At 64.3% G+C, this 26,485-nt stretch carries 31 protein-coding genes and 1 riboswitch; of the genes, 16 read left to right on the top strand and 15 right to left on the bottom strand.

Translation table 11 applies throughout. From position 1 onward, the window contains the following. Positions 1–6: 6 nt before the first annotated feature. Positions 7–225: riboswitch (cobalamin riboswitch) on the top strand. 107 nt (positions 226–332) lie between these two features. After that, on the top strand, positions 333–737 hold the full coding sequence (locus RA20_RS04360; RefSeq protein WP_039124993.1) for a hypothetical protein: 405 nt from the start codon (positions 333–335) through the stop codon (positions 735–737). Positions 738–863: 126 nt separating this feature from the next. Here RA20_RS04360 and RA20_RS04355 read toward each other — a convergent pair whose 3' ends face one another. Beyond that, a complete protein-coding gene (locus RA20_RS04355; RefSeq protein WP_039124991.1) occupies positions 864–1,418 on the bottom strand; it encodes a protein-tyrosine phosphatase family protein in 555 nt (184 codons plus the stop codon). A gap of 207 nt (positions 1,419–1,625) precedes the next feature. Here RA20_RS04355 and RA20_RS04350 point away from each other — a divergent pair, with 207 nt between their 5' ends. Genes RA20_RS04350 through RA20_RS04340 form a run of 3 tightly spaced genes read left to right on the top strand, consistent with a single transcriptional unit; the run spans position 1,626 to position 4,169 of the window. Continuing rightward, complete coding sequence (locus RA20_RS04350) at positions 1,626–3,440, top strand: DNA polymerase III subunit gamma/tau (RefSeq protein WP_039124989.1); 1,815 nt, start codon at positions 1,626–1,628, stop codon at positions 3,438–3,440. Next, complete coding sequence (locus tag RA20_RS04345) at positions 3,440–3,814, top strand: hypothetical protein (protein ID WP_241482207.1); 375 nt, start codon at positions 3,440–3,442, stop codon at positions 3,812–3,814. Before RA20_RS04350 ends, RA20_RS04345 begins: the two co-directional genes overlap by 1 nt. A 10-nt stretch (positions 3,815–3,824) precedes the next feature. Further along, a complete protein-coding gene (locus tag RA20_RS04340) occupies positions 3,825–4,169 on the top strand; it encodes a YbaB/EbfC family nucleoid-associated protein (protein ID WP_008556296.1) in 345 nt (114 codons plus the stop codon). 63 nt (positions 4,170–4,232) lie between these two features. Here the strand turns inward: RA20_RS04340 and RA20_RS04335 are convergent, their stop codons facing one another. Continuing rightward, on the bottom strand, positions 4,233–4,727 hold the full coding sequence (locus RA20_RS04335; RefSeq protein WP_039125033.1) for a GNAT family N-acetyltransferase: 495 nt from the start codon (positions 4,725–4,727) through the stop codon (positions 4,233–4,235). A gap of 141 nt (positions 4,728–4,868) precedes the next feature. Here RA20_RS04335 and recR point away from each other — a divergent pair, with 141 nt between their 5' ends. Continuing rightward, on the top strand, positions 4,869–5,468 hold the full coding sequence (gene recR, locus RA20_RS04330) for a recombination mediator RecR (protein ID WP_039124986.1): 600 nt from the start codon (positions 4,869–4,871) through the stop codon (positions 5,466–5,468). Between the two features lie 97 nt (positions 5,469–5,565). On the opposite strand, the gene RA20_RS04325 is transcribed toward recR, so the two are convergent. The 3 genes from RA20_RS04325 to RA20_RS04315 form a co-directional block, all read right to left on the bottom strand. Next, positions 5,566–5,853: a DUF1330 domain-containing protein gene (locus RA20_RS04325; protein ID WP_039124984.1), complete on the bottom strand. Its 288-nt coding sequence runs from the start codon at positions 5,851–5,853 to the stop codon at positions 5,566–5,568. Positions 5,854–6,051: 198 nt separating this feature from the next. Further along, entirely contained in the window at positions 6,052–8,193 is a 2,142-nt protein-coding gene (locus tag RA20_RS04320) for an ATP-binding protein (RefSeq protein ID WP_039124981.1), read from the bottom strand. A 318-nt stretch (positions 8,194–8,511) separates the two neighbouring features. Next, complete coding sequence (locus tag RA20_RS04315) at positions 8,512–9,279, bottom strand: DUF1013 domain-containing protein (protein ID WP_039124980.1); 768 nt, start codon at positions 9,277–9,279, stop codon at positions 8,512–8,514. Between the two features lie 236 nt (positions 9,280–9,515). Here RA20_RS04315 and RA20_RS04310 point away from each other — a divergent pair, with 236 nt between their 5' ends. The 3 genes from RA20_RS04310 (at position 9,516) to RA20_RS04300 (ending at position 11,703) form a co-directional block, all read left to right on the top strand. Next, positions 9,516–9,884 (top strand): RidA family protein, encoded by a 369-nt coding sequence (locus RA20_RS04310; protein ID WP_039124978.1) that lies wholly within the window; start codon positions 9,516–9,518, stop codon positions 9,882–9,884. Next, positions 9,881–10,540: a ribonuclease T2 family protein gene (locus tag RA20_RS04305; RefSeq protein ID WP_039124976.1), complete on the top strand. Its 660-nt coding sequence runs from the start codon at positions 9,881–9,883 to the stop codon at positions 10,538–10,540. Before RA20_RS04310 ends, RA20_RS04305 begins: the two co-directional genes overlap by 4 nt. A 305-nt stretch (positions 10,541–10,845) precedes the next feature. Further along, on the top strand, positions 10,846–11,703 hold the full coding sequence (locus RA20_RS04300) for a DUF2189 domain-containing protein (RefSeq protein ID WP_039124974.1): 858 nt from the start codon (positions 10,846–10,848) through the stop codon (positions 11,701–11,703). 66 nt (positions 11,704–11,769) lie between these two features. Here the strand turns inward: RA20_RS04300 and RA20_RS04295 are convergent, their stop codons facing one another. Further along, entirely contained in the window at positions 11,770–12,753 is a 984-nt protein-coding gene (locus RA20_RS04295; protein ID WP_039124972.1) for an NAD(P)H-quinone oxidoreductase, read from the bottom strand. Between the two features lie 223 nt (positions 12,754–12,976). Between RA20_RS04295 and RA20_RS04290 the strand changes: the two genes are divergently transcribed. Then, positions 12,977–13,393 carry a VOC family protein gene (locus tag RA20_RS04290; RefSeq protein WP_039124970.1) on the top strand — a complete coding sequence of 139 codons (417 nt, stop codon included), beginning with the start codon at positions 12,977–12,979 and terminating at the stop codon, positions 13,391–13,393. A gap of 143 nt (positions 13,394–13,536) precedes the next feature. Here the strand turns inward: RA20_RS04290 and RA20_RS04285 are convergent, their stop codons facing one another. After that, a complete protein-coding gene (locus RA20_RS04285) occupies positions 13,537–14,238 on the bottom strand; it encodes a COQ9 family protein (RefSeq protein WP_039124968.1) in 702 nt (233 codons plus the stop codon). Positions 14,239–14,364: 126 nt separating this feature from the next. Between RA20_RS04285 and rpsU the strand changes: the two genes are divergently transcribed. Both rpsU and RA20_RS04275 read left to right on the top strand, forming a co-directional pair. Continuing rightward, on the top strand, positions 14,365–14,571 hold the full coding sequence (rpsU, locus tag RA20_RS04280; RefSeq protein WP_005614280.1) for a 30S ribosomal protein S21: 207 nt from the start codon (positions 14,365–14,367) through the stop codon (positions 14,569–14,571). Positions 14,572–15,341: 770 nt separating this feature from the next. Continuing rightward, on the top strand, positions 15,342–16,424 hold the full coding sequence (locus RA20_RS04275; RefSeq protein WP_039124947.1) for a CAP domain-containing protein: 1,083 nt from the start codon (positions 15,342–15,344) through the stop codon (positions 16,422–16,424). Between the two features lie 74 nt (positions 16,425–16,498). On the opposite strand, the gene ppk2 is transcribed toward RA20_RS04275, so the two are convergent. Continuing rightward, the gene (gene ppk2, locus RA20_RS04270; protein WP_039124945.1) at positions 16,499–17,416 is read right to left on the bottom strand and encodes a polyphosphate kinase 2; all 918 of its coding nucleotides are present in this window, start codon (positions 17,414–17,416) and stop codon (positions 16,499–16,501) included. A 307-nt stretch (positions 17,417–17,723) separates the two neighbouring features. On the opposite strand from ppk2, the gene RA20_RS04265 reads away from it, so the two are divergent. Continuing rightward, the gene (locus RA20_RS04265) at positions 17,724–18,512 is read left to right on the top strand and encodes a CPBP family intramembrane glutamic endopeptidase (RefSeq protein ID WP_193748766.1); all 789 of its coding nucleotides are present in this window, start codon (positions 17,724–17,726) and stop codon (positions 18,510–18,512) included. A 16-nt stretch (positions 18,513–18,528) separates the two neighbouring features. Here RA20_RS04265 and RA20_RS04260 read toward each other — a convergent pair whose 3' ends face one another. Then, the gene (locus RA20_RS04260) at positions 18,529–18,987 is read right to left on the bottom strand and encodes an Lrp/AsnC family transcriptional regulator (protein ID WP_039124941.1); all 459 of its coding nucleotides are present in this window, start codon (positions 18,985–18,987) and stop codon (positions 18,529–18,531) included. A 140-nt stretch (positions 18,988–19,127) separates the two neighbouring features. Between RA20_RS04260 and ald the strand changes: the two genes are divergently transcribed. After that, positions 19,128–20,246, top strand: coding sequence for an alanine dehydrogenase (gene ald, locus RA20_RS04255; protein ID WP_039124938.1), 1,119 nt, complete (start codon positions 19,128–19,130; stop codon positions 20,244–20,246). Positions 20,247–20,350: 104 nt separating this feature from the next. Here ald and RA20_RS04250 read toward each other — a convergent pair whose 3' ends face one another. Continuing rightward, a complete protein-coding gene (locus RA20_RS04250; protein ID WP_039124936.1) occupies positions 20,351–20,728 on the bottom strand; it encodes a VOC family protein in 378 nt (125 codons plus the stop codon). 39 nt (positions 20,729–20,767) lie between these two features. Between RA20_RS04250 and RA20_RS04245 the strand changes: the two genes are divergently transcribed. Both RA20_RS04245 and RA20_RS04240 read left to right on the top strand, forming a co-directional pair. Beyond that, entirely contained in the window at positions 20,768–21,313 is a 546-nt protein-coding gene (locus RA20_RS04245; RefSeq protein WP_039124934.1) for a winged helix-turn-helix transcriptional regulator, read from the top strand. A 164-nt stretch (positions 21,314–21,477) separates the two neighbouring features. Beyond that, a complete protein-coding gene (locus tag RA20_RS04240) occupies positions 21,478–22,284 on the top strand; it encodes a mechanosensitive ion channel family protein (RefSeq protein WP_039124932.1) in 807 nt (268 codons plus the stop codon). Between the two features lie 96 nt (positions 22,285–22,380). Here RA20_RS04240 and RA20_RS04235 read toward each other — a convergent pair whose 3' ends face one another. The 5 genes from RA20_RS04235 to RA20_RS04215 form a co-directional block, all read right to left on the bottom strand. Beyond that, a complete protein-coding gene (locus RA20_RS04235) occupies positions 22,381–22,917 on the bottom strand; it encodes a hypothetical protein (protein WP_052248819.1) in 537 nt (178 codons plus the stop codon). Between the two features lie 273 nt (positions 22,918–23,190). Then, a complete protein-coding gene (locus RA20_RS04230; protein WP_039124930.1) occupies positions 23,191–23,721 on the bottom strand; it encodes a GNAT family N-acetyltransferase in 531 nt (176 codons plus the stop codon). Continuing rightward, positions 23,718–24,167, bottom strand: coding sequence for a YtoQ family protein (locus tag RA20_RS04225; RefSeq protein WP_039124928.1), 450 nt, complete (start codon positions 24,165–24,167; stop codon positions 23,718–23,720). Before RA20_RS04225 ends, RA20_RS04230 begins: the two co-directional genes overlap by 4 nt. Beyond that, positions 24,158–24,820 (bottom strand): phosphoribosyltransferase, encoded by a 663-nt coding sequence (locus RA20_RS04220; RefSeq protein WP_039124926.1) that lies wholly within the window; start codon positions 24,818–24,820, stop codon positions 24,158–24,160. Before RA20_RS04220 ends, RA20_RS04225 begins: the two co-directional genes overlap by 10 nt. Positions 24,821–24,869: 49 nt before the next feature. Next, positions 24,870–25,505, bottom strand: a complete 636-nt coding sequence (locus RA20_RS04215; RefSeq protein ID WP_039124925.1) for a class I SAM-dependent methyltransferase — start codon at positions 25,503–25,505, stop codon at positions 24,870–24,872. An 87-nt stretch (positions 25,506–25,592) separates the two neighbouring features. Here RA20_RS04215 and RA20_RS04210 point away from each other — a divergent pair, with 87 nt between their 5' ends. Beyond that, complete coding sequence (locus tag RA20_RS04210; RefSeq protein WP_039124923.1) at positions 25,593–26,471, top strand: LysR family transcriptional regulator; 879 nt, start codon at positions 25,593–25,595, stop codon at positions 26,469–26,471. Positions 26,472–26,485 lie beyond the last annotated feature (14 nt).

Genomic DNA, 26,485 nt, shown 5'->3' with positions numbered 1-26,485 from the left:
CTAGCCGCTACCGCTTGTGGCGATGGTTCCCGTGCCACAGAATCTTGTGTCCGGGATGAAAAGGGAACACGGTGCGGCCTGCGCATATGCAAGCCAACTCCGCGACTGCCCCCGCAACTGTAAGCGGCGAGCGACCCCGATAGAGCCACTGGCCCAAAAGGCCGGGAAGGATCGGGAAAGCGACGACCCGCAAGTCAGGAGACCTGCCATCGGATATGAAACTCGAACCCGGGCGGGGTGTCCGGACAGGGTCTGATGGCACCGCGGGATTTCCGCAATTTCATCCGAACTCTTGTCCCCGAACCCCCGCACCACGCGCGGAGGGCGCAGATATGATTTGGACCGACCAGACGCATTTCTATGCGGCAACGGATTGCAAGCACCTGGGGCGGCCCTGCCCCGCGGCAGAGCGGATGATCGCCAAGCTGGCCGAGGCGATGACCAAGGCCAAACCGCTGACCCAGGAAGACTTTGAAATCACCGGCACCTCGGCCCTGGACGGCTGCTCGCGCAACTGCCCGGCGCAGTTCGTGGCCAGCCATGACCGGATCCGCCTCTATTGCGGCGTCGGCGAGGACGCTCCGCGCGAAGGCCTGGACCAGTTCGCCGATGCGATCCTGAACCGGGATGGCAAGGGTTTTGCCGCGGGGGCGCTGAAATCCCGCCCCTGCGCGCTGATGGAGGCGCTGCCGAAAACTGCCGAAGCCCGGCAGGCGGAACAGATGATGGCGCTGTAACAGCGTTTCCAATCCTGAGGGTGGCGCCCGAGCCTGGGAGGGTGCGAAAGCGCCCTCCCGTGGGGAGGGTCGGGCGCTGCCCGGCCTATCGGCCGGGCGATGACAGAGCAGTTACGGCCAGGCTTTCTACTCCGCCCCCTGCCCGGCCGCACAGCCTGCATAGGCCCATTCCATCTGCGCCTGGGTCTCCACCGCGCAAGGGCGTACCGCGCGCAGCCGGGCCAGCGCCTTCACGGGCGGCTCGCCGCTTTCGATCATCAGCCGCAGCACCGCCATGCCGGAGCGGCCGCAGCCGCCCTTGCAATGCACCAGCACCCGGCCGCCGCCCGCCAGCGTCTTGCGCGCCGCCTGGCTGGCCGCGGGCCATTTTGCTTCGACCTCCGGCGGCGGGGTGCCGAAATCCGGCACCGGCAGGTGGATCCAGCGGCTGGCCATGCTTTGGATATCGACCCCCAGCATCTGGCCGCCCGCAGCGGCCTGCTCTTCACCCGTGGTCATCGAGAGCACCAGCCCCGGCTTCCAGTCGTTGATATGATCCAGATCGCCGCGGTAGTCGCCGCCTGCTCCGGGCAAGGGGCACAGCGCCAGAATGCCGCCCGCCACCGGCAGCGCGTGCACAGCCAGGTTTTCCGCCTTGGGCGCCGCTTGCGCCGCTGTTTCAGAGACTTCCTCAGACCGCATTCCGACGCTCCTTGCGCTTGCGTTCCAATTCCCGTTTCCGCCTTAGGCCTCAGAGCCGCAGCCTAGACGCTAACGGCAGAAAGCCAAAGCCTTTTCCCTGACCGCCCTTGCCTTCCCTTTCCGCGGTGGACGAACGGGCTGCGCTTCAATACCCTGCGCGGAACGCGGGGCGCGCGCGCCTCCCTCCCGATTCCGGCACGAGACATCATGAACGACATCCCCAGCGGCACCTCCGGCGACACCGGCCAATCCCAGTACCAGGTTCTGGCCCGCAAATACCGGCCAGAGACCTTTGCCGATCTGGTGGGCCAGGATGCCATGGTGCGCACCCTGAAGAACGCTTTTGCCGCCGACCGGATTGCCCAGGCCTTCATCATGACCGGTATCCGCGGCACCGGTAAGACCACCACCGCGCGGATCATCGCCAAGGGGATGAACTGCGTCGGCGAGGACGGCCAGGGCGGCCCCACTACCGACCCTTGCGGCAAATGCGAGCATTGCACCGCGATCATGGAAGGCCGCCATGTCGACGTGATGGAGATGGATGCGGCGTCGCGCACCGGTGTGAACGACATCCGCGAGATCATCGACTCGGTGCAGTACCGCGCCGCCTCGGCCCGCTACAAGATCTACATCATCGACGAAGTTCACATGCTGTCGACCAGCGCGTTCAACGCGCTGCTGAAGACGCTGGAGGAGCCGCCGGCGCATGTGAAGTTCATCTTTGCCACCACCGAAATCCGCAAGGTGCCGGTGACGGTGCTGTCGCGCTGCCAGCGGTTCGACCTGCGCCGGATCGAGCCTGAGGTGATGATTGCCCTCTTGCGGAAGATTGCCGCTGCCGAGGGCGCCGAAATTGCCGAGGACGCGCTGGCGCTGATCACCCGCGCCGCCGAAGGCTCTGCCCGGGATGCGACCTCGCTTCTGGATCAGGCGATTTCCCATGGGGCTGGTGAAACGACCGCCGATCAGGTGCGCGCCATGCTGGGCCTTGCCGACCGCGGAAGGGTGCTGGACCTGATGGACATGATCCTGCGCGGCGATGCGGCGGCGGCGCTCACCGAACTCAGCGGCCAGTATGCCGAAGGCGCCGATCCGCTGGCGGTGCTGCGCGATCTGGCCGAGATCACCCATTGGGTCTCGGTGGTGAAGATCACGCCGGATGCTGCCGAAGACCCCACCGTCAGCCCGGACGAACGCGCCCGCGGCCAGGCGATGGCGCAAAACCTGCCGATGCGCGTGCTCACCCGCATGTGGCAGATGCTGCTGAAAGCACTGGAAGAAGTCGCCGCGGCACCGAACGCGATGATGGCGGCCGAGATGGCAGTGATCCGCATCACCCATGTGGCCGACCTGCCCTCGCCCGAAGAACTGATCCGCAAGCTGCAGGACACGCCGCCCCCGCCGCCTCCGGGTCCTGGCGGCGGTGTGCCGATGCAGGGCATGGGTGCCCCGGCCCTTGGCGGCGGCAGTGTTGATGCCCAGGGCAGCTATGGCGGTCCCGGCGGCCCGGCAGGCGGTGCTCCGGTGGCGCGCGGAGGCTCCGGCCCGGCGGCTGCGCTTGCCCCGCAAGCCAGCCCGGCGCTGGCCCGCTATCCCACATTTGAGCATGTGGTCGAACTGATCCGCGAAAAACGCGACGGGCTGCTGCTGGAATATGTCAAAAGCTACCTGCGGCTGGCCGCCTACAAGCCGGGCCAGATCACCTTTGAACTGACCAGCGACGCCCCCCGCGACCTGACCAAACGGCTGAGTGAACAGCTGAAGGCCTGGACCCATCACAACTGGTTCTTCACCATTGTCACCGAAGGCGGCGGCGACACCATCAGCGAGCGCGAAAACGCCGCTGAGAACGCCCTGCGCGAGAAAGCCTCTGCGCACCCCCTGGTGCAGGCGGTGCTGGAAAGCTTCCCCAAGGCCAAGATCAAGCGGATCCGGACAGCTGACGAGCTGGCCGCCGAGGTCGCCGCTGAGGCCCTGCCCGAGGTTGAAGACGAATGGGATCCCTTCGAAGAAGAGTGATGCCCGGCCTGACGGCACTCTGGGTCACTTTGCCGGCAGCCGCATCCGCCAAAGCCTGCTGGCATGACGGCGGTACACCGGCCAGCGCATGGGATGAGCTGATCCGCCTGTCCGCCAAGCCTGTTTCCCTGGCCCTCTTCGCGCTTGCCGGATTCGCTCTTTTTGCCGGGCGGCGCCTTCCCTTTGCAGCCGCCGCCCTGCTGTGGGCCGGGCTGGCAATGGTTATTGCAATAGATAACCATGAGCTTTTCTTGGACGATAAGAGTGCCTTGGGCATAATCCAGGACTGCACAGCCTCCCCCCACTTGTTCATTGTGCTCGCAATTGCGATATGTGCGGGGATGACTTACGGCGCCCTGCGCCCCCGCACTTAGGAGAAGACAGATGCTCAAAGGCCTCGGCGGTCTTGGCGACATGGCCAAGATGATGAAATCCGCACAGGAACTGCAAACCAAGATGGCGCAGATGCAGGAAGACCTGCACAACGTCATGGTGACCGGCGAGGCCGGCGCCGGCCTGGTCAAGGCGACCGCATCCGCCAAAGGCGATCTGAAGGGCCTGGACATCGACCCCTCGATCTTCAACGGCGACGACAAGGAAGTGGTCGAGGACCTGATCCTGGCCGCGATCAAGGACGCCCAGGCCAAGGCAGCCGAGAAGGCACAGGAAGAGATGACCAAGCTGACCGAAAGCATGGGCCTGCCCAAGGACATCAAGCTGCCGTTCTGACCAGCGGCCTGATGGTATTTCGGAAAGGCGGCCCCTTGGGAGCCGCCTTTTTCTTTGCCTGGCTCAAGATGTCTCCAGCCGGAACTTGAGGAAGGTCTGCCCTTCGTACTGGACCTCACCGGTCTGCACGGCCCCCAGCCGCGCCAAGGGGCGCAGGTGCCGCCGCGTCGGCGGCAGCAGAAAGGTCACATAGGGAATGCGCGCATCACTGCGGGCAAACCGCAGCGCCTTGCGGGCAATCGCAGGCCCAAGACCAAAGCAGTCCGGTTTCAGCACCAGGCCAAAATCCCACTCTGCGCCTTCTTTCTGAAACCCGCCCCAGCCTGCATAAGCCTCGCCGCTCAAAAACGCCCAATGGCCCAGCCCGTCGCGCTGCCAGCAGGCTTCTTTTGCGGCGGCAAAGGCCTTAGCCGTTTCCTCATCCCAGGCGCCGGTCAGCAGCGGCATATGGGCTGCCATCCGCGGGTCGGACATGTGGCGGGCGATCTCGTCCGGTGCAATCTCCGTCAGCCGGGCAAACCGCAAGCTCCCGGAAAATGCGCCTGTCCGATCTGCCATGACCTCACCCTGAACTGCTTTCATCCGCCACAGGGATACCTGCAGGAGCCACCAAAACAAACCCTGAACATTTTGCCCGGCTGCCCTTGCGCTCCCCCGCCCCGATCAGCCTATATGGCTGGAACACAAAGGGCCCAAGGCATGATCAAGAACTCCACCAGCAGCATCGAAGACCTGATTGACCTGATGGCCAAGCTGCCGGGGCTGGGGCCGCGCTCGGCCCGGCGGGCGGTGCTGCATCTGATCCGCAAGCGGGCGCTGCTGCTGACCCCCCTGGCCGATGTGATGAGCGAGGTCGCTGCCACCGCGCGCGAATGCCTCAACTGCGGCAACGTCGGCACGGAAGAGATCTGTCCGCTCTGCACCGACGAGCGGCGTGCCAACGGCGAGCTTTGCGTGGTCGAGGATGTCTCCGACCTCTGGGCGATGGAGCGCGCGGGGGTGTTCAAAGGCCGCTATCATGTGCTGGGCGGCACCCTGTCGGCGCTGGATGCAGTGGGTCCGGAGGACCTCCGCATTCCCCGCCTGGTGGACCGGGTCGCGACCGAAGAAATCACCGAGGTGATCCTGGCGCTGAATGCCACCATCGACGGCCAAACCACCGCGCATTACATCGCAGATCAGCTGCAGGGCCAGGTCAGGCTCACCTCGCTGGCGCAGGGCGTGCCGATCGGCGGTGAGCTGGATTACCTGGACGACGGCACCATTTCCGCAGCGATGCGGGCGCGCAAGGACATCTGACTGCGCCGCTGGGCGCAGAATACCTTTGACAGGAGCACCTGCAATTTTCCGGGGTCCGCCGGCAAAGCCAACGCGTACATCCGTCAGGCCTGAACCGTTATTCTTCGTAGAGATGAATGGTCATGTCGCAGGCGGCATCCCGCAGGGGGATCAGCAGCTGATACTCGGGGCAGCTGTAGAACCGCTCCGCTGCAGCCATATCCGCATAGCGGAACACGGCAGCCACTTCACCGTTGCTGCCGCCGCCGCGCAGCACCCGGGCAAAGCTGCCGCGGGTGACCACTTCAACACCCATCGTCTCCATCAGCATTGCCGCCCGCTGAACATAATCGCGAAAAAGCCCCGCATCCCTGATCTTCGCATATGAGAAATTGAGCACGGCCATCAGCAAACTCCGGAACTGGCTGTTGCAGGAACTCCTGTGCCCAGCCTTGGCCGCTCCGGCAGAGTCCGTCAAAGACAAACTGGCAGGAGGGCAGCTTTTTACGGTTTCCCGCCGTCCGGGGACCCTGCAGCCCTCCGGGCAGCAGCTGGCAGCCGCGGGAGCCGCTTGGCCTAGCGGTCCGGTCCTGAGCCTCAGGGCTTAGCGGAACACAGCCTTGTACAGCTTTTCCTTGGTAAAGGGCTTGTCCAGCACCTGCACATCCGCCAGCTCCGGATAGCCTGCTTCCGCCGCACTGATCGCAAAGCCGCTCATCATCACCGCGTGCAGGCCAGGCTGCAGCAGGCGCAGTTGCGACAGGGTTTCCCAGCCGCCGCGTCCCGGCATGCTCATGTCGATCACCGCGCCGTCAAATGGAGCCTGGCCCTGCAGAGCCGCCAGCGCCGCATCATAGCCGTCCGCCAGCGCCACTTCGCAGCCGCGCAGCTGCAGCAGCCCGGCTACCGCGCGGCGCACCGTGTCCTCGTCGTCCACAACCAGGATCCGCCGCGCTCCGGCGCTGCGCTCCGCCGCAGACGGCACAGCCTGCTCAGGCACCGCCGCCTCGCTGCAGGCCGGAAAATAGAACCGGAAAGCGCTGCCTTCGCCTGCGCGGCTTTCCACTGCCAGCCCGCCCCGGTGGCGGCTGATGATGCCAAGCGCTGCGGCCATGCCCAAACCGCGGCCGCCTGGCTTGGTGGTAAAAAACGGGTCAAAAATCCGGGTGACGGTCTGCCGGTCCATTCCGCTGCCGGTGTCGCGCACCTCCAGCAGCAGGCATTCGCCTTCTGCCATCTCCCGGCCTTTCAGCAGCTTGCGGCGCGCCGCACCGTCCAGCTGGGTCCGGCAGGCGGTTACAGTGACAGTACCCGGCCCGGGCCCGATCGCCTCCACCGCATTCAGCACCAGGTTCATCAGGAGCTGGCTCACCTGGGCCGGGTCCATCCGAGCCATCAGCCCTCCCGGCTCCAGTTCCAGCACCACGGCCTTGCCCATCTTGCGCTCTACCGGCATCAGCGCCATCGTCTCTTGCACAATCGCGTTCAGATCGCAGGTTTCCTGCTCGCGGCTGCCCCCGCCCTTGGCATAGTTCAGCAGCTGCCGCACCAGGGCCGCCGAAGTTTGCAGCCCCTGCTCCGCCACCTGGACATGCTCCCGCGCCGGGTGACGGTTTTCCAGATGCGCCAGCGCCAGCTCGATGCGCCCCTGCATCGACGCCAGCAGGTTGTTGAAATCATGGGCAATCGTGCCAGCCAGCAGGCCCAGGCTTTCGGTCTTGTGCTTGATCAGCAAGGCCTCTTCCGCCTGCTGGCGGCGGCGCTCCGCCTTGCGGCGGCGCAGTTCCAGCCCGATCCGGGCAGCAAACAGTGCGATCAGATCCGTCTCCAGCTTGCGCTGCCGGATCTCGCGGTCGTGCAGCAGAGCAAAATGGCCGATCACCGTGCCGCCGGCATCTTTCAGAGGAATGCCAAGGTAAGAATGCAGATCCTGAACCCGGAAATGCGCCTGGCTTGGAAACGCCTCCTGCAGCTTTTCCGGCACCAGGAATTTCTCCCTGCCCTGCAGGTGGGCGCAGGGTGTTCCGTCGTAAGGCACCAGCGTGTCTTCGGCTCCGTCTGCCTGCTTGCCTTCCAGGCAGCAGGCCAGCACCCGGAAGCACTCCGGCTTGTCCTCAACGCATTCGGCAATGAAGGCAGAGCGCACCTTCAAGGCGGCCTGCAGCTGTTCGGCCAGCTGGCGGAAGGCCTCACGCGGCGAGGTGCCGGCCGGCCCTTCGGCCAGAACCGACAGCGTTTCCAGCGTCTGCAACCCAGCGATTTCCGCCCCGATCCGGGCCGAGAACCGTTCCATCACCGCAACCGCCTGGCGCGCAAAACCGTCCTCGATATCCTTGCGCCAGGACGCCTGGATCACCCCGATCGGCTCCTGGTCGGGGTTCTTCAATGCCACCCCGACATAGCTTTGAATACCCTCTTCGATGAAAATCTCATCCTCCGGGTACAATTCCTGCACCCCGGCGGGAAACACCTGCGGCTTGCCGCTCACCACCACTTCATGGCAAGGCGCCACGCAGGTCTCATATTCGAAATCGCCCAGCTGCAGCCCGTCGAAGTAGCTGGCCAGCACCTTGATGCGCTCGGTCTCCATGACCTTCAGCTCACCCACAGTGACCAGATCAGCGCCTAATGCCGCCGCCAGCTGATCTACTAAGGCCTGGCAGAATTCCAGCCCGCTGAGCCGCGCCAGCGCCTCAAGATCCAAACTGCAATGGCCCCCAAACGGCACAGCCCCTGTTGCATCCATCGCCCCTACTCCTGCCATCCCTGCGCGCGCCGGTTTTCCGGACCGGCCCGCTGGCAACACTCATTAACTCCCGTCCCTGTTGTTTTGGTAAACTGCCCGCACGCATACAAGCGTTTCCCGTACCCCGGTTTTGCGGACGATCTGGAACGCAACCGCCCCGCAACACAATGCTGCGCAAAAGTAGTGCGCATAGTCAACATTTTGTAGAACGGTTGCGTTATTCTAACAGAAAAAGCCGCAAATCCGGAGCTTCGGATCTGCGGCTTTTTATGGAATTTCCGCTGCAGGCCGGTCAGGCCTGCTGGACAAACGGCAGGATCAGAAACGCGGATCCTCGTCGTCTTCCTCGTCATCGCCGCCGGACGGCAGGTTGAAGAAACTGTCAGCGTCGAGGATTTCCTCTTCCTTCTTCTCTTCCTCGTCAGAAGAACCGCCGCCCAGGGTGAAGGTTTCCAGCCCTTCGATGGCGCTCGGGATTTTCGGCTCGGCGTCCATCTCCAGCGACTGTTCGGTGGAGACCAGCTTGCGGCGCTCATCGTCGCTCATCACGCCGCCCTCGGCAGCCTTCTTGGCCGCCGCCTTCTGGACGGCTGCGTCCAGCTCGGACTGTTTGCACAGGCCCAGCGCCACCGGGTCGATCGGCTGCATGTTGGCGATGTTCCAGTGGGTACGCTCACGGATCGACTGGATGGTCGGCTTGGTGGTGCCCACCAGCTTCGCAATCTGGCCGTCGCTGAGTTCCGGGTGGAACTTGACCAGCCACAGAATCGAGTTGGGACGGTCCTGGCGTTTGGACAGCGGGGTGTAGCGCGGGCCGCGGCGCTTTTCCTCGCCGGCCGCTGCCGGGTTGAACTTGAGCTTCAGCTTGTGCAGCGGATTGGCCTGCGCCTTGTCGATCTCTTCCTGGGTCAGCTGGTTGTTGGCCATCGGGTCGAAGCCCTTGACGCCCACCGCCACTTCGCCGTCGGCGATGCCCTGGATCTCCAGCTCGTGCATGCCCACGAAGTCGGCAATCTGCTTGAAGCTGATCGTGGTATTGTCCACCAGCCACACGGCGGTTGCCTTGGCCATCAACGGTTTTGCCATGTGCTCATCTCCTTAAAACACGTCATCCCCGGATACATCTCTCCCGCCGCCTCAAATGGGCGTCCCCGGCGTGCGGGGCAGGTTTCCGTTGTCGGGGAACTTCCGCCCTATATAGTCAGCTTCCCCGCATAAGGGAAGAGGCCAATATGCTTTCGCCAGCGGCACGCTATTGCGCAGGTGACAGCCGGCTGGTTCCTTGCCACTGTGGCGTGCAGCAGCAGCGAACGGAGGGCCCCATGACCAGCATCATACGCCTCGCCGCCGGGCCGCGGATGAGCCAGGCCGTTCTTTACGGCGATCTTATCTGGCTGGCCGGGCAATGCGGCAGTGCAAACACCTCTGTCTCTGATCAGACCCGCGAGGCACTGGCCAAGGTGGACCATTGGCTGACCGAAAGCGGGTCCGGCCGGGACAGGATACTGAACACCACCATCTATCTGTCGGACATCGCCGCCTATGACGAGATGAACGCGGTCTGGGACGCCTGGATTCCACCGGGCTGCACGCCCGCCCGGGCCTGTGTCGAGGCCCGGCTGGGCGGCAGCGGCTATGATGTGGAAATCGTCTGCGTGGCCGCCAAAGGCCAAGGGGAGGCAAACGGATGATCCCTCTCCGCGCCCTGGCCGCCGGGCTTCTGACCGGTGCGGCCTTGCTCTGTGCTCCGCTGACCGCCGCCGCTGATGGCGAACCCGCCGGAGAATTCGACTATTACGTGCTGGCGCTCAGCTGGTCGCCGAACTGGTGCGAACTGGAAGGCGACGCGCGCGGGGCCGATCAATGCCACCCCCGCCATGATCACGGCTGGACGCTGCACGGTCTCTGGCCGCAGTTCCACCGCGGCTGGCCCAGCTACTGCCGCACCGCTGAAGCCCCGCCCAGCCGCGCGATGAGCCGCGGCATGGCGGACATCATGGGCAGCCCTGGCCTGGCCTGGCACCAATGGAAGAAGCACGGCACCTGCTCGGGCCTCAGCGCGCGCCGCTACTATGCGCTGATGCGCGAGGCCTACAGCCGCGTCACCCGGCCCGCCATTTTCCGCAAGCTGGGCAAACCCGTCACCCTGCCCGCCTCCCTGGTGGAGCAGGCCTTCCTGAAGGAAAACCCTGTTCTGTCCCGCGACAGCCTCACCATCACCTGCCGCGATGGTGCCATCCAGGAGGCCCGCGTCTGCCTGTCCAAGGATCTGCAGCCGGTGCCCTGCGGCCGCGATGTGATCAAGGACTGCGCCTTGAAAAACGCGCGTTTCGCGCCGGTGCGCTGAACAGGGAGGGGCGCTGCCCCTCTTGGCCTTGCGGCCAATTCACCCCGGGGTGCTTGAAACCAGAAAGAAGCCCCGCGGAATTGTCAGGCTGCGTGACCCGGGTCTCCCCGCCTCTTTCATCCTGCCTCAAATACTCCTGCCGGAGACCGGCGCCGCAAGGCGCCATCCCTCTCGCGCGGCAATAAATGGCCTGTGAAGCACACTTCGGCGGGATTTGTGCTAGTATTATGTTATGTGCCGCGCCCGGCCCCGCTTGAGCCCTGTCTGAACGGCACTTCCGTTTTAGCCGCTGAGGAGGAGAACGCATGGCAAAAACAATCGGAAACCCGCTCAGCTGGCTGTTGCAAGGGGCTGAGACTACCGGTGAGCATATCGGCCATACAGTCGGCGAGATGAGCAGCGACGGCGTCAAGGAGATGCCCAAAGCCTGCAAGCTGACCATGGACGACATCATTCATTCCCTGGCTGCCGGGCTGGAGGATTTTGCCGCCTGCCGCAGCGACGCCATGTTCCTGGTGCTGTTTTATCCGCTGATCGGCATCGCGCTGGTGGTGATGAGCCTGTCGATGAACCTCCTGCCGCTGATCGTGCCGATGATCATGGGTTTTGCCATTCTTGGCCCGGTTGCCGCGGTTGGGCTTTATGAGATGTCCCGCCGCCGCGAGGCCGGGGCCGAGCCGCAATGGCTGGATGCCTTTGCAGTGCTGCGCTCGCCCGCCTTTGGCGCCATCCTGGTGCTTGGCGTATACCTTGCCGCCCTGTTCATGGTCTGGCTGGTCGCAGCCGACATGATCTACAGCCGCACCCTGGGGCCGGAGCCGCCGGAATCGATCGCCAGCTTTGCAGCCGCGGTGGTGACCACCCGCGAGGGCTGGATCATGGCCATCGGCGGCGGCATCGTGGGTGCCGGATTTGCCTTTGCCGCGCTGGCGGTAAGCCTGGTGTCCTTCCCGATGCTGCTGCACCGCCATGTGGGCCTGCCGGTAGCAGTCGCAACCTCGCTGAAAGTGTTCCGCAAGAGCCCGGTGGTCTGCCTGACCTGGGGTTTCATCGTCGGAGCTTCGCTGCTGATCGGGTCGATCCCCTTCCTGGTCGGGCTGATCTTTGCAGTGCCGATCCTGGGGCATGCCACCTGGCATCTGTACCGCCGCGCGGTGCAGTAACAGGCAGCATCAAACAAGAAAGGGCCGGCGCATCTGCCGGCCCTTCTGTATTGCAGGTTCTGCAGCTCAGCCCACTTTCAGGACAATCTTGCCGATATGGCCCGAGCTCTCCATCCGGGCATGCGCCGCGGCGGCCTCCTCCAGCGCAAACTCGCTGTCCATCACCGGCGCCACCTTGCCTGCCTCGATCAGCGGCCAGACCGCCTCGCGCAGGTCCTGCGCGATCTCTGCCTTGGCCAGATCGCTTTGCGGACGCAGGGTCGAGCCGGTCAATGTCAGCCGCTTCACCATCATCAGGGCAAAGTTCAGCTCCACCTTCGGCCCTTGCAGGAAAGCGATCTGCACCAGGCGGCCGTCCTCGGCCATCGCCTTGACGTTGCGCGGGATGTAATCGCCGCCGACCATGTCCAGAATCAGGTTGGCACCGCCTTCTTCGCGCAGCACTTTGACGAAATCCTCGTCGCGGTAGTTGATGGCCCGCTCCGCGCCAAGGTCGAGGCAAGCCTGGCATTTCTCTTCCGATCCGGCGGTTGCAAAGACCCGCGCGCCGAACGCCTTGGCCAGCTGGATAGCGGTGGTACCGATGCCCGAGGAGCCGCCATGCACCAGGAAGCGCTCGCCAGCCTTGAGGCCGCCGCGGGTGAAAACGTTGGACCAGACGGTAAAGAAGGTCTCAGGCAGGCAGGCCGCCTGCTTCAGGTCCAGCCCGGCTGGAACCGGCAGGCAGTGCGCCGCCGGAGTGGCCACATATTCCGCATAGCCGCCGCCCGGCAGCAGCGCGCAGACCTGATCGCCCGCTGCGATGCCCTCGACGCCCGCGCCCACGGCCACCACCTCGCCCGAGGCTTCCAGGCCCGGCAGGTCGCTGGCGCCTTTGGGCGGGTCATAGGCACCCGCGCGCTGCAGCGCATCGGGACGGTTCACACCGGCATAGGCCACCTTGATCACCACCTCGCCATGGCCGGGCTGCGGCACCGGGCGCTCGCACAGCTGCAGCACCTCCGGCCCGCCGGGTTTGGTGATCTCCACCGCGCGCATCATCTCTGTCATCGGGTATGTCCTCCTGGTCCTTGCCCTTGCCTAACATCCGGCAAGAGGGGCGCAAACAGCAAAGGCGCCGCAGTTGGGACGGATTGCGGAGCCGCCCCGGCATCAATGAAACGCGATTGCCGCCTTGGAGCCCCAAAGTGACCGCTCATTGAGCGGTGTTCCTTGATGGCCTACACTAGCCCAACACCCCGCCTGCTCCATTTTCCCGGAAGAAGTTCGACACATGATTGCCTATGTCACCGTCGGCGCTGACGACCTTATGCTTGCAAAACGGTTCTATTCTGCATTCCTACCAGCCCTTGGCTATGAGCTGACAGAGGGGCCCGCGGGATTGAGTTTCGCATTGCCCGTTGAACCGGACCGGTCTCCCGTGCAGCCTGATTTCTACGTCAAGCCTGCCTTTGACGGGCGCCCTGCCTCAGCTGGGAACGGTGCGATGGTTGCCTTCGAGGCTCGCAATCAAACGCAGGTTCGCGCGCTTCACGCCGCGGCGCTTGCGGCGGGCGGTTCCAACGAGGGCAAGCCGGGCTTTCGCGCTGCATACAGCCCTCGTTTCTACGTCGGCTACCTTCGCGATCCTCAGGGGAACAAGGTGGCGCTGTTCTCCAGCAATCCGAACGAATCGGGACGGGACGGGTAGCTGGGCAACAAGGCTGGACAAAGCCATACAAGTTGCTGGAGACATGTCAGAAGAATAGCGGCCCCGGGATGTTGTAACAGCAGTCGGCAAGGGCTGTTGCCGCTGACGGGCATTCCACCTTTGCAGCAGCGCCGCCTCAAACCTCACCGCCGCGGATTGACCGTCCCTGGCAGATCGTCGCGCCCCTTCGGCGGCTTGATTTGCTCGGCCAGCCAGTTCGGCCCCACCAGAAAGGGCTTCAGCAGCGGGTTCTTCTGCAGACCGGCTTTGAGCTTCTCAAAGTCCATGACGTTGTCGATGCGCCGGTCCAGGAAGTCCCAGGTCGCCTGGTGGTCCAGGCTGTCATCGCCCAGCCAGTACAGCACGGTGGCGGAATAGACCCCGGCCAGCGACGCGCGCTTGGTGTACCAGTTGAAGTCGTCAGATCCGTCGCCCAGCGCCTCCCAGATCAGATCGCAGGTGCCCCAGATCGCCTTGACCCCGTCGCCCGCATACTGCGGCAGCGTCAGCAGCGTGGTGCCGCGGCGCACCGCCTCCTTGTCGTCCACCGCCTCCAGCCGGAACCGAACGGCTGCCGCCACCTTGTCGCGGAAGCGCAGGCCGGACAGGTCCTCATTCTTCAAACGCTCCAGCATCCGCGAATCGCCGCGGGCGTGATAGGCCAGCGCCAGATCGACGCCGCCGCGCGGGCAGACCGCATGGGCCAGCACCTCTGCCACATCCGCATCCTGGCAAGCCGCGCGGAATGTGACCTCGGACCAGCCGTCAAACGGCACATGCATCAGCGCCGCATCCAGCAGTTTTTCCTTGAGATCTTCCTGTGCGTGATCCTGGTCTTCAGCCATGGCACCCTCCCGCTGGCAGCGTCCTGATACGTTCTGACACCCTACTAGACAAAATAGCAGCGCTTTGCTATACGGCCACCTCCTGCAAATCCTTGCAACTCAACTTAGAAAGGTGGTGAAAACCACATGCAGGTTAGTGTTCGCGACAACAACGTCGATCAGGCGCTCCGTGCCCTGAAGAAAAAGCTGCAGCGTGAAGGCGTCTTCCGCGAAATGAAGCTCAAGCAACATTTCGAAAAGCCGTCCGAGAAAAAAGCGCGCGAGAAAGCTGAAGCGATCCGCCGTGCCCGTAAACTGGCACGCAAGAAAGCCCAGCGCGAAGGTCTGCTCTAAGCACACCTTGCTCTCCAGCTTTGGACAGCACTACGGCTGGTCTCTTCTGATCCGCCGGAACATAAGTTCAGGCACCCCCCGCGGCTCCGGCCCGGGGGGTTGTCATTTGCAGCAGCCGCCAAAAGCCGTAAGCCTTTTTGCGTATTCAAAAGGTTAGGCCGCTGCTCCCGAAATAGTCCAAATTACATCTTTAGGGTGTATTTTCCGCTTTCCCTCTGCTATACAGAGAATGCGGCAGGGCAGATCCGATGCGTTTCCCTAACCATTGCCCCGCCTGCCGGGCTTGGAACACCCGGTTCAATTGAAACCCGGAGCGGGCTGCGTCCCCCCCCCATCAAAACCGGCGCCTGTCTTGGTCCCTGCAAACAAGGCATTGCCTCTCCGGGTTTCCTTTACCCTGAATCACAAATCTTGCTCCGGGCGGGCCAGCAGTCTGCCAGGCCATTTTCATTGCCCTGACGCCTAAACAGGAAGCTCCCGTGCCGGCCTCTTGCTGCGCTGGCAGCAGCCCGCCTGCCGCCAACGCAGCCGAATCCCCCGCACTTTGCGCCCCGGGCAGGCGGCGCAGTTCCGCCGCCGGCCGCCAGCCGCCGCTGTAACCGCTGCCGGCTGCAATGCACGCGCAGGAATCCGCGTATCCGCCGCTGCGCTTCGGGCAGAGCTTCGCCGCAAACCCGCCACCGCACAGTCTTGCCCTTTTAGCGCCTTAAAATTTGGTTAACCGGATAGAGCACCGCCGCACAGCCGGCTCACTCACGGAGCAGTTATTGATGTCACAGGCAAGCGAACTCGAGCGCCAGATGCTCGATCTGATCAACGCCGAGCGCACCTCGCGCGGGCTCAACCCGGTGCAGTTGGAGCTGCGCCTTAACGATTCCGCCGAAGACCACAGCGAATGGATGCTGCAGCAGGATGTGTTTTCCCACACCGGCGCAGGTGGCTCCAGCGCGGGCGACCGCATGGAGGATGCGGGCTTTGTTTTTTCCGGCAGCTGGACCTGGGCCGAGAACATCGCCTGGCAAAGCGAGCGCGGCGCCCCCGGCCTCGCGGATGACGTGATCGACCTGCACAATTCGCTGATGAACAGCCCCGGCCACCGCGCCAATATCCTGAACGCCAATGTCGAGGTGATCGGCATCGGCATCGAGCAGGGCAACTTCAACGGCTGGGATGCGGTGATGGTTACCCAGAATTTCGCCCGCACCAGCGCCCCGTTGCAGCTCGACAGCGGCGGCTCCAGCGGCGGCGGCTCCGGGGCGACCGCCGGCAATGACAGCCTGACGCTTGACAGCGCCGGCACGCTCAGCGGCCTGGAAGGCAATGACACCCTGACCGGCAGCGGCGGCAACGACCGCCTCAACGGCAACAGCGGCAAGGACAAGCTGACCGGCGGCGGCGGCAATGATTCTCTCTATGCAGGCACCGGCGCTGACACCCTGTCCGCAGGCAGCGGCAGTGACCAGTTGTTCGGCGGCGACGGCCGGGATCAGCTGCGCGGCGGCCTCGGCTCGGATCAGCTCCAAGGCGGCAACCACGGCGACCGGCTATGGGCGGGCCGCGGCTACGACACCCTGGACGGCGGCAACGGCAACGACCGGCTGACGGGCGAGGGCGGCGGCGATATCTTTGTGTTCAGCGCCGGCAATGACACCGTGACTGATTTCCAAATCTCCCAGTACGGCGAGAAGATCGACCTGGACGGCGCGGCCGGCATCTCCAGTTTCGACGACCTGGCGGCCAATCACGCGGTGCAAAGCGGTTCGGATGTGGTGATCACCGACACCAACGGCAACAGCCTGCGGATCGAGGATGTGTCGCTGGCCTCTCTGGGCGTAAACGACTTCCTGTTCTGATCCCTCTTCCCCGCCGGGCAGAACAAAAAGGGCGCGCCAGCCGGCGCGCCCTTGCCTTGTCTGAAGCAAGAGCCTCAGTAGATCTTCGGCACATAAAGCTCGTCCGGCAGCACCTGGCGCTCATAATCCGGGTTGTACTTCCGGTCCGGCAGCTCGACCTTTTCATGCTGCACTTCCTCATAGGGAATCTTGGTCAGAAGATGCTCAATGCAGTTCAGCCGCTCGCGTTTCTTGTCGTTGCCCTCGACAACATACCAGGGCGCCTCGGGAATGTTGGTGCGCTCCAGCATCTCCTCCTTGGCCTTTGTGTACTGCTCCCAGCGGATCCGGCTCTCCAGGTCCATCGGCGACAGCTTCCACTGCTTCATCGGATCATGGATCCGCATCATGAACCGCAGCTGCTGCTCTTCGTCGGTGATCGAGAACCAGTACTTCAGCAGGATAATGCCTGAGCGCGCCAGCATCCGCTCAAACTCCGGAACGTCCTGAAAGAACTGCTCCACCTGCTCTTCAGTCGCAAAGCCCATCACCCGCTCGACGCCCGCGCGGTTGTACCAGGAGCGGTCGAACAGCACGATTTCGCCGCCCGCGGGCAGATGCGGCACGTAGCGCTGGAAATACCATTGGCTCTGTTCGCGGCGGTTGGGTGCGGGCAGCGCCACCACCCGTGCCACCCGCGGGTCCAGCCGCTGGGTGATCCGCTTGATCACCCCGCCCTTGCCCGCCGCATCGCGGCCCTCGAACAGAATGCAGACCTTGGCGCCGGTATGCTGCACCCAGTCCTGCACCTTTATCAGCTCCGCCTGCAGCCGCAGCAAATTGCGGAAATAGACCTGCCGGTCCAGCATCTCCGGGTGCTGCTCGCGGTAGATCTTCCGAATCTCCATCGACAGCATCGGCTCGGCAAACTCGATCTCGATGTCCTCGTCCAGCGTGTCCTGCAGCTCCGCTTCCAGCCAGTCGAGGGATGCGGTTTCAAATTCGCGGGTCACGGGCGGGCTCCTTCTGGTCAGGTCGTGCAAACACCGCCCTTTACAGGCAGCATGTGAATGTTCTGTGTCGCCCGCCCCTGCAGCTGGGAGAAATCACGGCAGCACAGGCAGGTAACCGGCCGCCCGCGCAGGCCTAGGGCGCCTGCAGCCTTGTCCAAGGCAACCGGAAATTCCACCGGGGTTCAAGCGCAAAAGCCCCGTCAGCGCCCTGCCGAAGCGGTGGAACTGCCTGCAGCAACCTGATTATCTGCGCGCCATGACCTTCATAGTGAACGCATTTGCGCAAATCTGGCCCTGGCTGATTCTGATGGCGGCACTCGCCGCCGGCTGGAGCGGCGGCCGGCGCGCATCCCTCATCCTGCTGGCACTTGCCGCTGCCGGCGCCTGGCTTACCGGCCACCTGGCACTGCCCGGCCTGGTCTTGCTTGGCTCCAGCCTCGCCGCCGCCGCCCTGCTGCCCCGCCTCACCGGCCCGGCGGCCATCGCCGGCCACGCTGCCTTGATCCTGGGATGCCTGACGCTTGGTTTGCATCTGGTGCCCGGTGTTCACAATCTGCTGATCCTCGATCAGGCGGCTTCCGGCCCCGGCAGCGCGCCCTATTCGCTGCACCTGAACCTCGACAAGCCGCTGGTGTTCTTCGCCCTGCTGCTGGCCTGGCCAATGCTGCTGAAAGACCGCGCCTCCGCCGGCCGGCCGGCCATTCTGGGCGCGGTCGCTCTGCTCGCCGCGCTGTTTCCGCTAGCCCTCGCCGCCGGCGCCCTGCGGCTGGAGCCCAGCCTGCCGGAGTGGGCCCTCCTGTGGATTCTGTCAAACCTGCTGCTCACCTGCCTCGCCGAGGAGGCCTTCTTCCGCGGCTACATCCAGCAGGGCCTCACCCGCCGCTTCGGCGCCGTGGCGGGGATTGCTGCTGCCAGCCTGCTGTTCGGCCTCGCCCACATCGGTGCAGGCCCGGCGGTTGCTGTATTCGCCACGCTTCTAGGCCTGGCCTGCGGCCTCGGCTATTGGGGCAGCGGACGGTTCCGGGTGCCGGTGCTCATGCACTTCGGCTTCAACCTCACCCACCTGCTGCTGTTCACCTACCCCGGCCCGGTTTAAAAGCGGTTCAGGCTGATCAGACCGGCAGTGCCGTGGTCTTGAACACGGTGCGCAGGGCAAAGCTCGACTGCATCTGCGCCACCCCTGGCAAGCGCGCCAGATACTGGCGGTGGATGCGGGCGAAATCCTCGGTATTCTCGGCCACCACCTTGAGGATATAGTCCGCAGTCCCTGCCATCAGATGGCATTCCAGCACATCCGGGATCCGCGACACCGCCTTTTCAAATGCATCCAGCACTTCATCCGCCTGGCCGGACAGGGTAATCTCCACAAAGACCGTGGTCGGCACCGCCATCTTGCGCGCGTCCAGCAGGGCCACATAGTCGCGGATGTACCCCTCCGCCTCCAGCCGCTGCACCCGCCGGTGGCAGGCCGAGGCAGACAGGTTCACCCGCTCCGAAAGATCGGCGTTAGAGATGCGCCCTTGCTTTTGCAGCACCGAGAGAATGCGACGATCTGTTTCGTCCAGCGACATTTTGCGAAGATCCTTGCTGTGTATTGCCTATATAGGCGAAGAATCTTCGAAAGCCATGTTTTAATTTTGCCCAAAAAAGCAGCACATTTTGTCGCAGCTCCCCCAGACTCGCAGGCAGAGAGTTTTGAGGAGATACTCACATGAAAATCGGCTGCCCCACCGAAATCAAACCCCAGGAATTCCGCGTCGGCATGACCCCGGATGCGGCCCGTGAAGCCGTCAACTGCGGCCACGACGTCGTCATCCAGAAAGGCGCCGGCATGGGCGCTGGCTTCACCGACGAAGACTACGCCGCCGCCGGCGCTGTCATCCTGGACACCGCAGAAGAGATCTTTGCCACCGCCGACATGATCGTGAAGGTGAAAGAGCCCCAGGCGGTTGAGCGCAAGATGCTGCGTGAAAACCAGCTGCTGTTCACCTACCTGCACCTGGCACCCGATCCGGAGCAGACCCACGACCTGCTGGACTCCGGCTGCACCGCCATCGCTTATGAAACCGTCACCGATGACCGCGGCGGCCTGCCGCTGCTGGCGCCGATGTCGGAAGTTGCCGGCCGCCTGGCACCGCAGGTCGGCGCCTACACCCTGCAGAAGGCCAACGGCGGCCGCGGCGTGCTGATGGGCGGCGTCCCCGGCGTTGCTCCGGCCAAGGTTGTTGTGATCGGCGGCGGTGTTGTTGGCACCCACGCAGCCAAAGTGGCTGCAGGCATGGGCGCAGACGTCACCATCCTGGACCGTTCGCTGACCCGTCTGAAGTACCTGGACGACGTCTTTGGCCGCGAGTTCAAGAATCAGTACTCCACCGCCGGCGCCACCGCCGAGCTGGTCCGTGAAGCCGACATGGTGATCGGTGCGGTTCTGATCCCGGGCGCCGCAGCACCGAAGCTGGTATCCCGCGCACAACTGTCCGAAATGAAGCCTGGCGCAGTGCTGGTGGACGTCGCAATCGACCAGGGCGGCTGCTTCGAGACCTCCCGCGCCACCACCCACGCCGAGCCGATCTACGAAGTCGACGGTATCATGCACTACTGCGTGGCCAACATGCCGGGCGCCGTGGCGCGCACCTCGACCCAGGCTCTGGGCAACGCCACCCTGCCCTTCATGCTGAACCTGGCCAACAAAGGCTGGCGCCAGGCGTGCGAGGACGATGCGCACCTGCTGAACGGCCTGAACGTGCACGCCGGCAAGCTGACCTACTACGCCGTCGGCGAAGCTCTGGGCCTCGACGTTCTGTCGCCGAAACTGGCGCTGAAAGCCTAAGCTGCCTCCAGCACTGTAAATTGCAAAGCCCCGCCTCTCCGGCGGGGCTTTCGCGTTTCCGGGCAGCGGTAGGGGGCTAGGAACCCAGCCGGCTTTGCCTGCTGTCAGCTGCCGCCGGTCAGATCTTCGGCAAGCATCAGCGCATTGCCATCCGGGTCGAAGAACGTGGCGGTCTTGACCATGCCCTCGATAACCTCCGTCGGTCCGTCAAACCCAACTCCCGCCTGCTCCAGCACGCGCCTGGCGCTGTCCAGATCGCCAATCCCAAAGACCGGCACGCAGTTTCCGGGAGCTGGTTTCGCCTGTTCCGCTAGCCCCAGCGTCACACCCGCCGTCCGGGTTTGCAGCTCAGTCCAGCCGGCCTCGTCCGCATGGTACAGCGTCTCAAACCCCAGCGTGTCTTCATACCACCGCGCGCTGGCGTGACGGTCGGTGGCGGAAAGGGCGATTGTAATGGTGTCTTCAAGCGGAATCAGCGGCATGGTCTTTTCCCATATCTAAAAATATACTAACTATACTTTATGTACATAGGATCTCTTGTCAACATCACCGCCCGCGCCTGGGCCTTGCCCATTCTGGCCGCCATGCACGACGGCGCGGCCGGTCGGCAGGCCCCGTTGCTGGCAGCCACCGGCGCAGGCCGGACGGCATTTGCCCAAAGCATGGACCACCTGATCGCAATGGGACTGGTGCAGCGCAATCCCGGCTACGGCCACCCTCTCAGGCCCGAGTTCCGCCTCACATCAGCGGGAGCCGGCGCCGCCCGCTTCGCCTGCCTGGTGCAAGGGGTGGTTCCGGACGGGGACCGCGACCTGCTGCGCCGCTCCTGGACGCTGCCGGTGCTCGCCGCCCTGCAAGCGCCCGGGCACTTCAATGGCATCAAACGCAGCCTGGGAACGATTACGGACCGTGCCTTGTCGCACTCTTTGCAGCACATGGAGAACCGCAATTGGGTACAGCGCGATGTAGACAGCGCCTTGCGCCCGCCAAGGCCGCTTTATTGCGCCATCAATGCTGGCGGCCGGATCAGCAGGCTGGCGGCTGCAGAGATTACCTTTGCCGAATGAATGCGCTGAACCAGCCAGGCCGGCTGCAGAACGGCCATGCAGCGCCCCGGCTCCCCTGAAAGTTGAGCCTCTGCCGCCAGAACTTTCCCCTACGCGGCCTATTGCCACAGCGGCTCAGTTCCGGGACAGTCAATCCAGCAAACAAAGCGACAGGGACAGCGCATATGCAACAGATGATTGACCAAGCGGGCGCCTATTGGCCCTTGATGGTAAGCGGCGCCAAGGCACTGGCAGTCTTGATCCTCGGCTGGATTGCCACCGGCTGGATCAGCGGCGCGGTGCGGCGGCGCATCAACAAGACTCCGCAGATTGATCCGACACTGGGCAATTTCGCAGCCAGCGTCATCCGCTGGGTGCTGCTTTTGGTGGTTCTGGTTGCGGTACTGGGCATCTTCGGCATTCAGGCCACCAGCCTGGTCGCCATGCTCGGCGCCGCTACCCTGGCGATCGGCCTGGCGCTGCAGGGCACGCTCAGCGACCTGGCCGCGGGCTTTATGCTGATCCTGTTCCGCCCCTACAAGATCGGCCAGTATGTGGACATCGGCGGCACCGCGGGCACCGTCAAGGACCTGAATCTTTTTGTGACCGAACTGGCAACGCCGGACAATGTGCAGATCATCGTGCCCAACGGCCAGGCCTGGGGCTCGATCATCACCAATTTCTCGCACCACCCCACCCGCCGCGTCGACATGGTGTTCGGCATCGACTACGGCGACAGCGCCGACGCCGCCAAGGAGATCATCCTGGCCCAGGCCAAAGCGGATGAGCGCGTGCTGCAGGATCCCGAGCCCTGGGTGCGGGTCACCAACCTGGGCGACAGCTCGGTGGATCTGACCGCGCGCGTCTGGTGTGATGCAGCAGATTACTGGGAAGTGAAATTCGCTCTGACGCAAGGCGTGAAAGAAGCGTTTGACGCCAAGGGCATCTCGATCCCCTATCCGCATTCGGTGGAAATCAAAAAAGAGGGCTGAGGCCCTCCCGCCCGTCTTCGGCCCTGACGGGCCTCATCCCGTTGGGCCCGGCGCCCCGCCTGCGGCGGGGCGATTGCGCTCTCAGCCGATGGCGGCTCAGCGGCTCCGGGCAGCCTGCATTGCACGCACTGCCGCATTGCGCGCCCGCGCCTCCCGTGCGCGATCCAATGCCCGGTCCTGCGAAACTTCCGGAGGGTGCCCGGACAGCACCGTATTTCCATCCAGATCGGTGAATGCCCATTGCGCGGCCAGCAATTGATAGGTCTTGAGATCCCAGCCCGACTCATCCGCAATGAAGCGCAGACGCCAGGTCCCGCGGATCTTGACCGGCAGCCGCAGGCGCCGGACCTGCGCCATGGCTTCATGCCCGGTCACCGCCGTCCGCACCCCCTGGGCCCGGAGATGCTTCATCCGCTCCACCAGCGCCGCGGCCTCCCGTGTGCGGCGGCCGGCAAAGACCACCTCGACCTCGGCCTCAGGCTTGACGATCCCCTTCACTACCAGATCGCCGCGGTTGTTGCGGCTGAACACGGGCACCAATTGCACATCCACATCCCGCACCTCGCGTTTGAACAGCCCCGCATCCTCGGAAAGCGGTGTGATTTGCGATGCAGGTCTGCGCCGGTTTGCCATGTAAAATCCCAGGCCCGCTGCCAGCAGCAAGGGCCGTTGCCTTAATTCGTGCGTTATCTGCCAGTTAGCCCGCCTGCCGTTAACGAAGCGTTGAAGCCGCCCCCGTCCGCAAAATTTCGACAAAACCGGACCGCGCAAAACCGTTAAAAACGCCGCGGCCAGCCCGTCCGCGGCTGCCTGGCCCGCGCCGCGCGGCAGCGCGGCGCCACGCCCAACGCTGCAATGCGCTTCGCCAGAAGCGCCTTCAGGGGCGGGAGAGCCCCGGGCGCAGCGTCACCGCCCGCCGATGGGACGCATATGCACGGCAGAGGTACCGCCCCGGTATTGCACGTCCTGGCGGAACACATAGCCTGCCTTCCGGGCCAGTTTCAGCGAAGCGGCATTTTCCGGGTTGAGCAGGCAGAGCGTCTCAGGCCAAAGCCGCATCTCATCCGCCCAGGCGTGCGTCCGCAACACGGCCTCTGCAGCGTATCCTTGCCCCTGCGCCTCCGGCGCCAGCACCCAGCTGGCTTCCACCGCATCCCCTAGCGCAGGCGCGCATTGCCGCGGTGTCACAAAGAACCCGGTCTCACCCAGGTAACGTCCGCTCTGCCGTTCGGTGATCACCCAGACCCCGAACCCCAGAGCCTGCCAATGGCCATGATGGAACAGCAGCTTGGCCCAGGCCCCCTCGGGCGTTTCCACCCGCGGCTGGATATAGCGCACGGTTCCAGGCTCTGCCCACAGGGCCGCCACATCCGCAAAATCCTGCACCCGGTGCGGGCGCAGGATCAGCCGTTCCGTCTCCAGAACCGGAGGCGTCATCCCGGCAGCTTGCCGGTCAGCACGTAGTTGAGAATCTCCACCACCTGGCGCGGCTCTTCCGCCACCGCCAGCGCCGCCGCATGCACCTCTTTCAGCGCATGCTGATGCTCCGGCGGGCTGAGAACAATGATCGATTTGCCCAGCGCCGCCGCATAGCCCGCATCAAAGGCCGCGTTCCACTGCTTGTACTTGTCGCCAAAGCGCACAACCACCACATCCGCGTCCGCAATCCCCTTGCGGGTGCGGATCGCATTGACCATCGCGCCCTTGTGGTCGTGCCAGTACTTGTTCTCTTCCGCGCCCAGCACGGCAACGCCGCAATCATCGCTGGCATCATGATCGGTGACCGGCGCGCTGAAGCTCACCTCCAGCCCCTTGGATCCTTCGATAATCTGCTCCCGCCAATCGGTGTGAATTTCGCCCGAGAGGTAAACTTTCAATGCCACGTCGTGTCCTTTCCTGCGCCAGCCTCCGGGGCGGCCGCCAGGGCGGCGGCAACCTCTTCGTCGCTGGTTTGCGTAAAATCCCTGTAATGCGCGCCGACCGCCCAGAACTCCCTGGGGCTCAGCAGGCAGACCAGAGTATCTACCAGCGGGCGCAATTCGTCCACCGCTTCCGGCGGCGCCACCGGCACCGCCAGCACCACCTGCGCGGGCTTGCGCTCCTTCAGCCAGAAATGCGCCGCCATGAAGGTGGCCCCGGTGGCAATCCCGTCATCCACCACAATGGCCGTGCGCCCTTCCAGCGCAATCTGCGGGCGCCCGCGCAGATACAGTTCGCGGCGGGCAGCGTTCTCCTCCCGCGCCTGGGCCACCAGCGGCGCAAAATCACCGGGCTTCATACCGGTCGCCTCCAGCAGAGCACCGTTGAAAATGGGGTTGCTGCCCTCGGCCAAGGCGCCTGCTGCCAGTTCGGGATTGGAGGGCATGCCGATCTTGCGCACCAGAAGCAGATCCATCGGCGCCTGCAAGGCCTGGGCAATGGGCAGTGCCACAGGCGCCCCGCCCCGTGGCAGCGCCAGCACCACAGGGTCCTTCAGCGGCATCTCAGCCAGTTGCGCGGCCAGCTGAAGCCCGGCGGTGATCCGGTCCTCGAACATCTGCAGCCTCCACCCCGTTACCTAGCGCGGCCCGGGCAAAGGCAAAGGATCAAACGCGGCGCGCCACCAGATAGCGGCTGGGCGCTGCGGCCGGAAAATTGCCGGCCTCGATGATCTTGAACCCGGCCCGCTCAACCGCAGCTTCCAAGGTGCGGATACCGATGAACTCCACATGGCTGGGCGCCTGTCCCGCCAGCCGCATCAGCGGGATGGCCGCCTTGAACAGCCAGTACTTCCAGCTGCCCCGCTTTTCTCCCAAACAGGGGGTTTTCGAGATGAACAGCCCGCCGGGCTTCACCCGTGCCGCCGCACCCTCAAGAACCGCCACCAGATCCGGCAGCAAATGCAGCAAGTTATGCGCCAGCACTGCATCGTACGGCCCCTCCGGCGCCGCGCCGGCGCTGCAGCAGCGGAACTCAATATTGTCTGCGCCCGCATCCCAGGCACGCTCCCGGCCGACCTCCAGCATGGCCTCCGACAAATCGGTTGCGGTGATCCTGCCGGCACTGCGCGCCAGCTCAATCGCGGTGGAGCCGGTGCCGCAGCCCAGCTCAAGCACACTGTCCCCACCCCCCAGATACGAGCGGGTCCGCTCCAGCGTATAGCGGTAGGCCTCTTCATCGCGGATCTTCGATTTGGCGTATTTGGGGGCAATTCTGTTCCAGAAACGGGCGTCAGCACTCATCACAGCTCTCCTTGGATGCGCCGACCCTACCCATGCAGGAACCGCTGATAAATTGCCGAAATCCGCAAGGTCGTTATACATATTTGCATGAATGATCCCGACTGGAACCACATCCGCGCCTTTCTTGCCACCGCTGAAACCGGCTCGCTCTCTGCTGCAGCCCGGCAGCTTGGCCTGACCCAGCCAACCCTCTCGCGCCAGGTCGCCGCCCTGGAGGCGCAGCTCGGCGTTCTCCTGTTCGAACGCCTGGGCCGCGCCCTGGCACTGACTGAGGCGGGACATGAGCTGCTGGCGCACAGCCGCAAGATGGGCGAGGCAGCCCAAGGGCTCAGCATCGCGGCCACCGGCCAGGCGCAATCCATCGAGGGCACGGTGCGGATTACCGCCTCGGACATGACGTCAGCCTACATACTGCCGCCTGTGCTGCAGCAGCTGCGGCAAAGGGCGCCAAAGCTCACCGTCGACGTGGTGGCCGCCAATGACATCCGCGACCTGATGCGGCGCGAGGCCGATATTGCCATCCGCCATGTCCGCCCCGAACAGCCGGAGCTGATCGCCCGCCTGGTGCAGGAAGCCACCGGGCATTTCTATGCCGCCAAGACCTACCTGGAGCGGCGCGGGCGCCCGTCTTCGCTGGCGGAACTTGCAGATCATGATTTTGTCAGCTTCGGCGACGCAGAGCGGATGATCGGCTACCTGGTGCCCTTGGGCATTCCGGTCACCCCCGGGAACTTCCGCATCGGCTCCAACAGCGGTCTGGTCGCCTGGGAGCTGGTGCGGCAGGGGTTTGGCGTCACCCCGATGTCGGATGAAGTGGCCGCCGCCGCGCCGGAAGTGGAGCGGCTGGTGCCGGGCAGCGATGCCATCACCTTCCCGGTCTGGCTGACCACCCACCGGGAGCTGCACACCAGCCGCCGCATCCGGCTGGTATTCGATCTGCTGGCAGAGTTTTTCGCCGAAAGGTGAAGAATGATAAAGGC

It is taken from the genome of Leisingera sp. ANG-Vp (genome assembly GCF_000813725.1).
Lineage (GTDB): Bacteria > Pseudomonadota > Alphaproteobacteria > Rhodobacterales > Rhodobacteraceae > Leisingera.
This window is presented reverse-complemented; position numbering and strand designations above follow the sequence as displayed.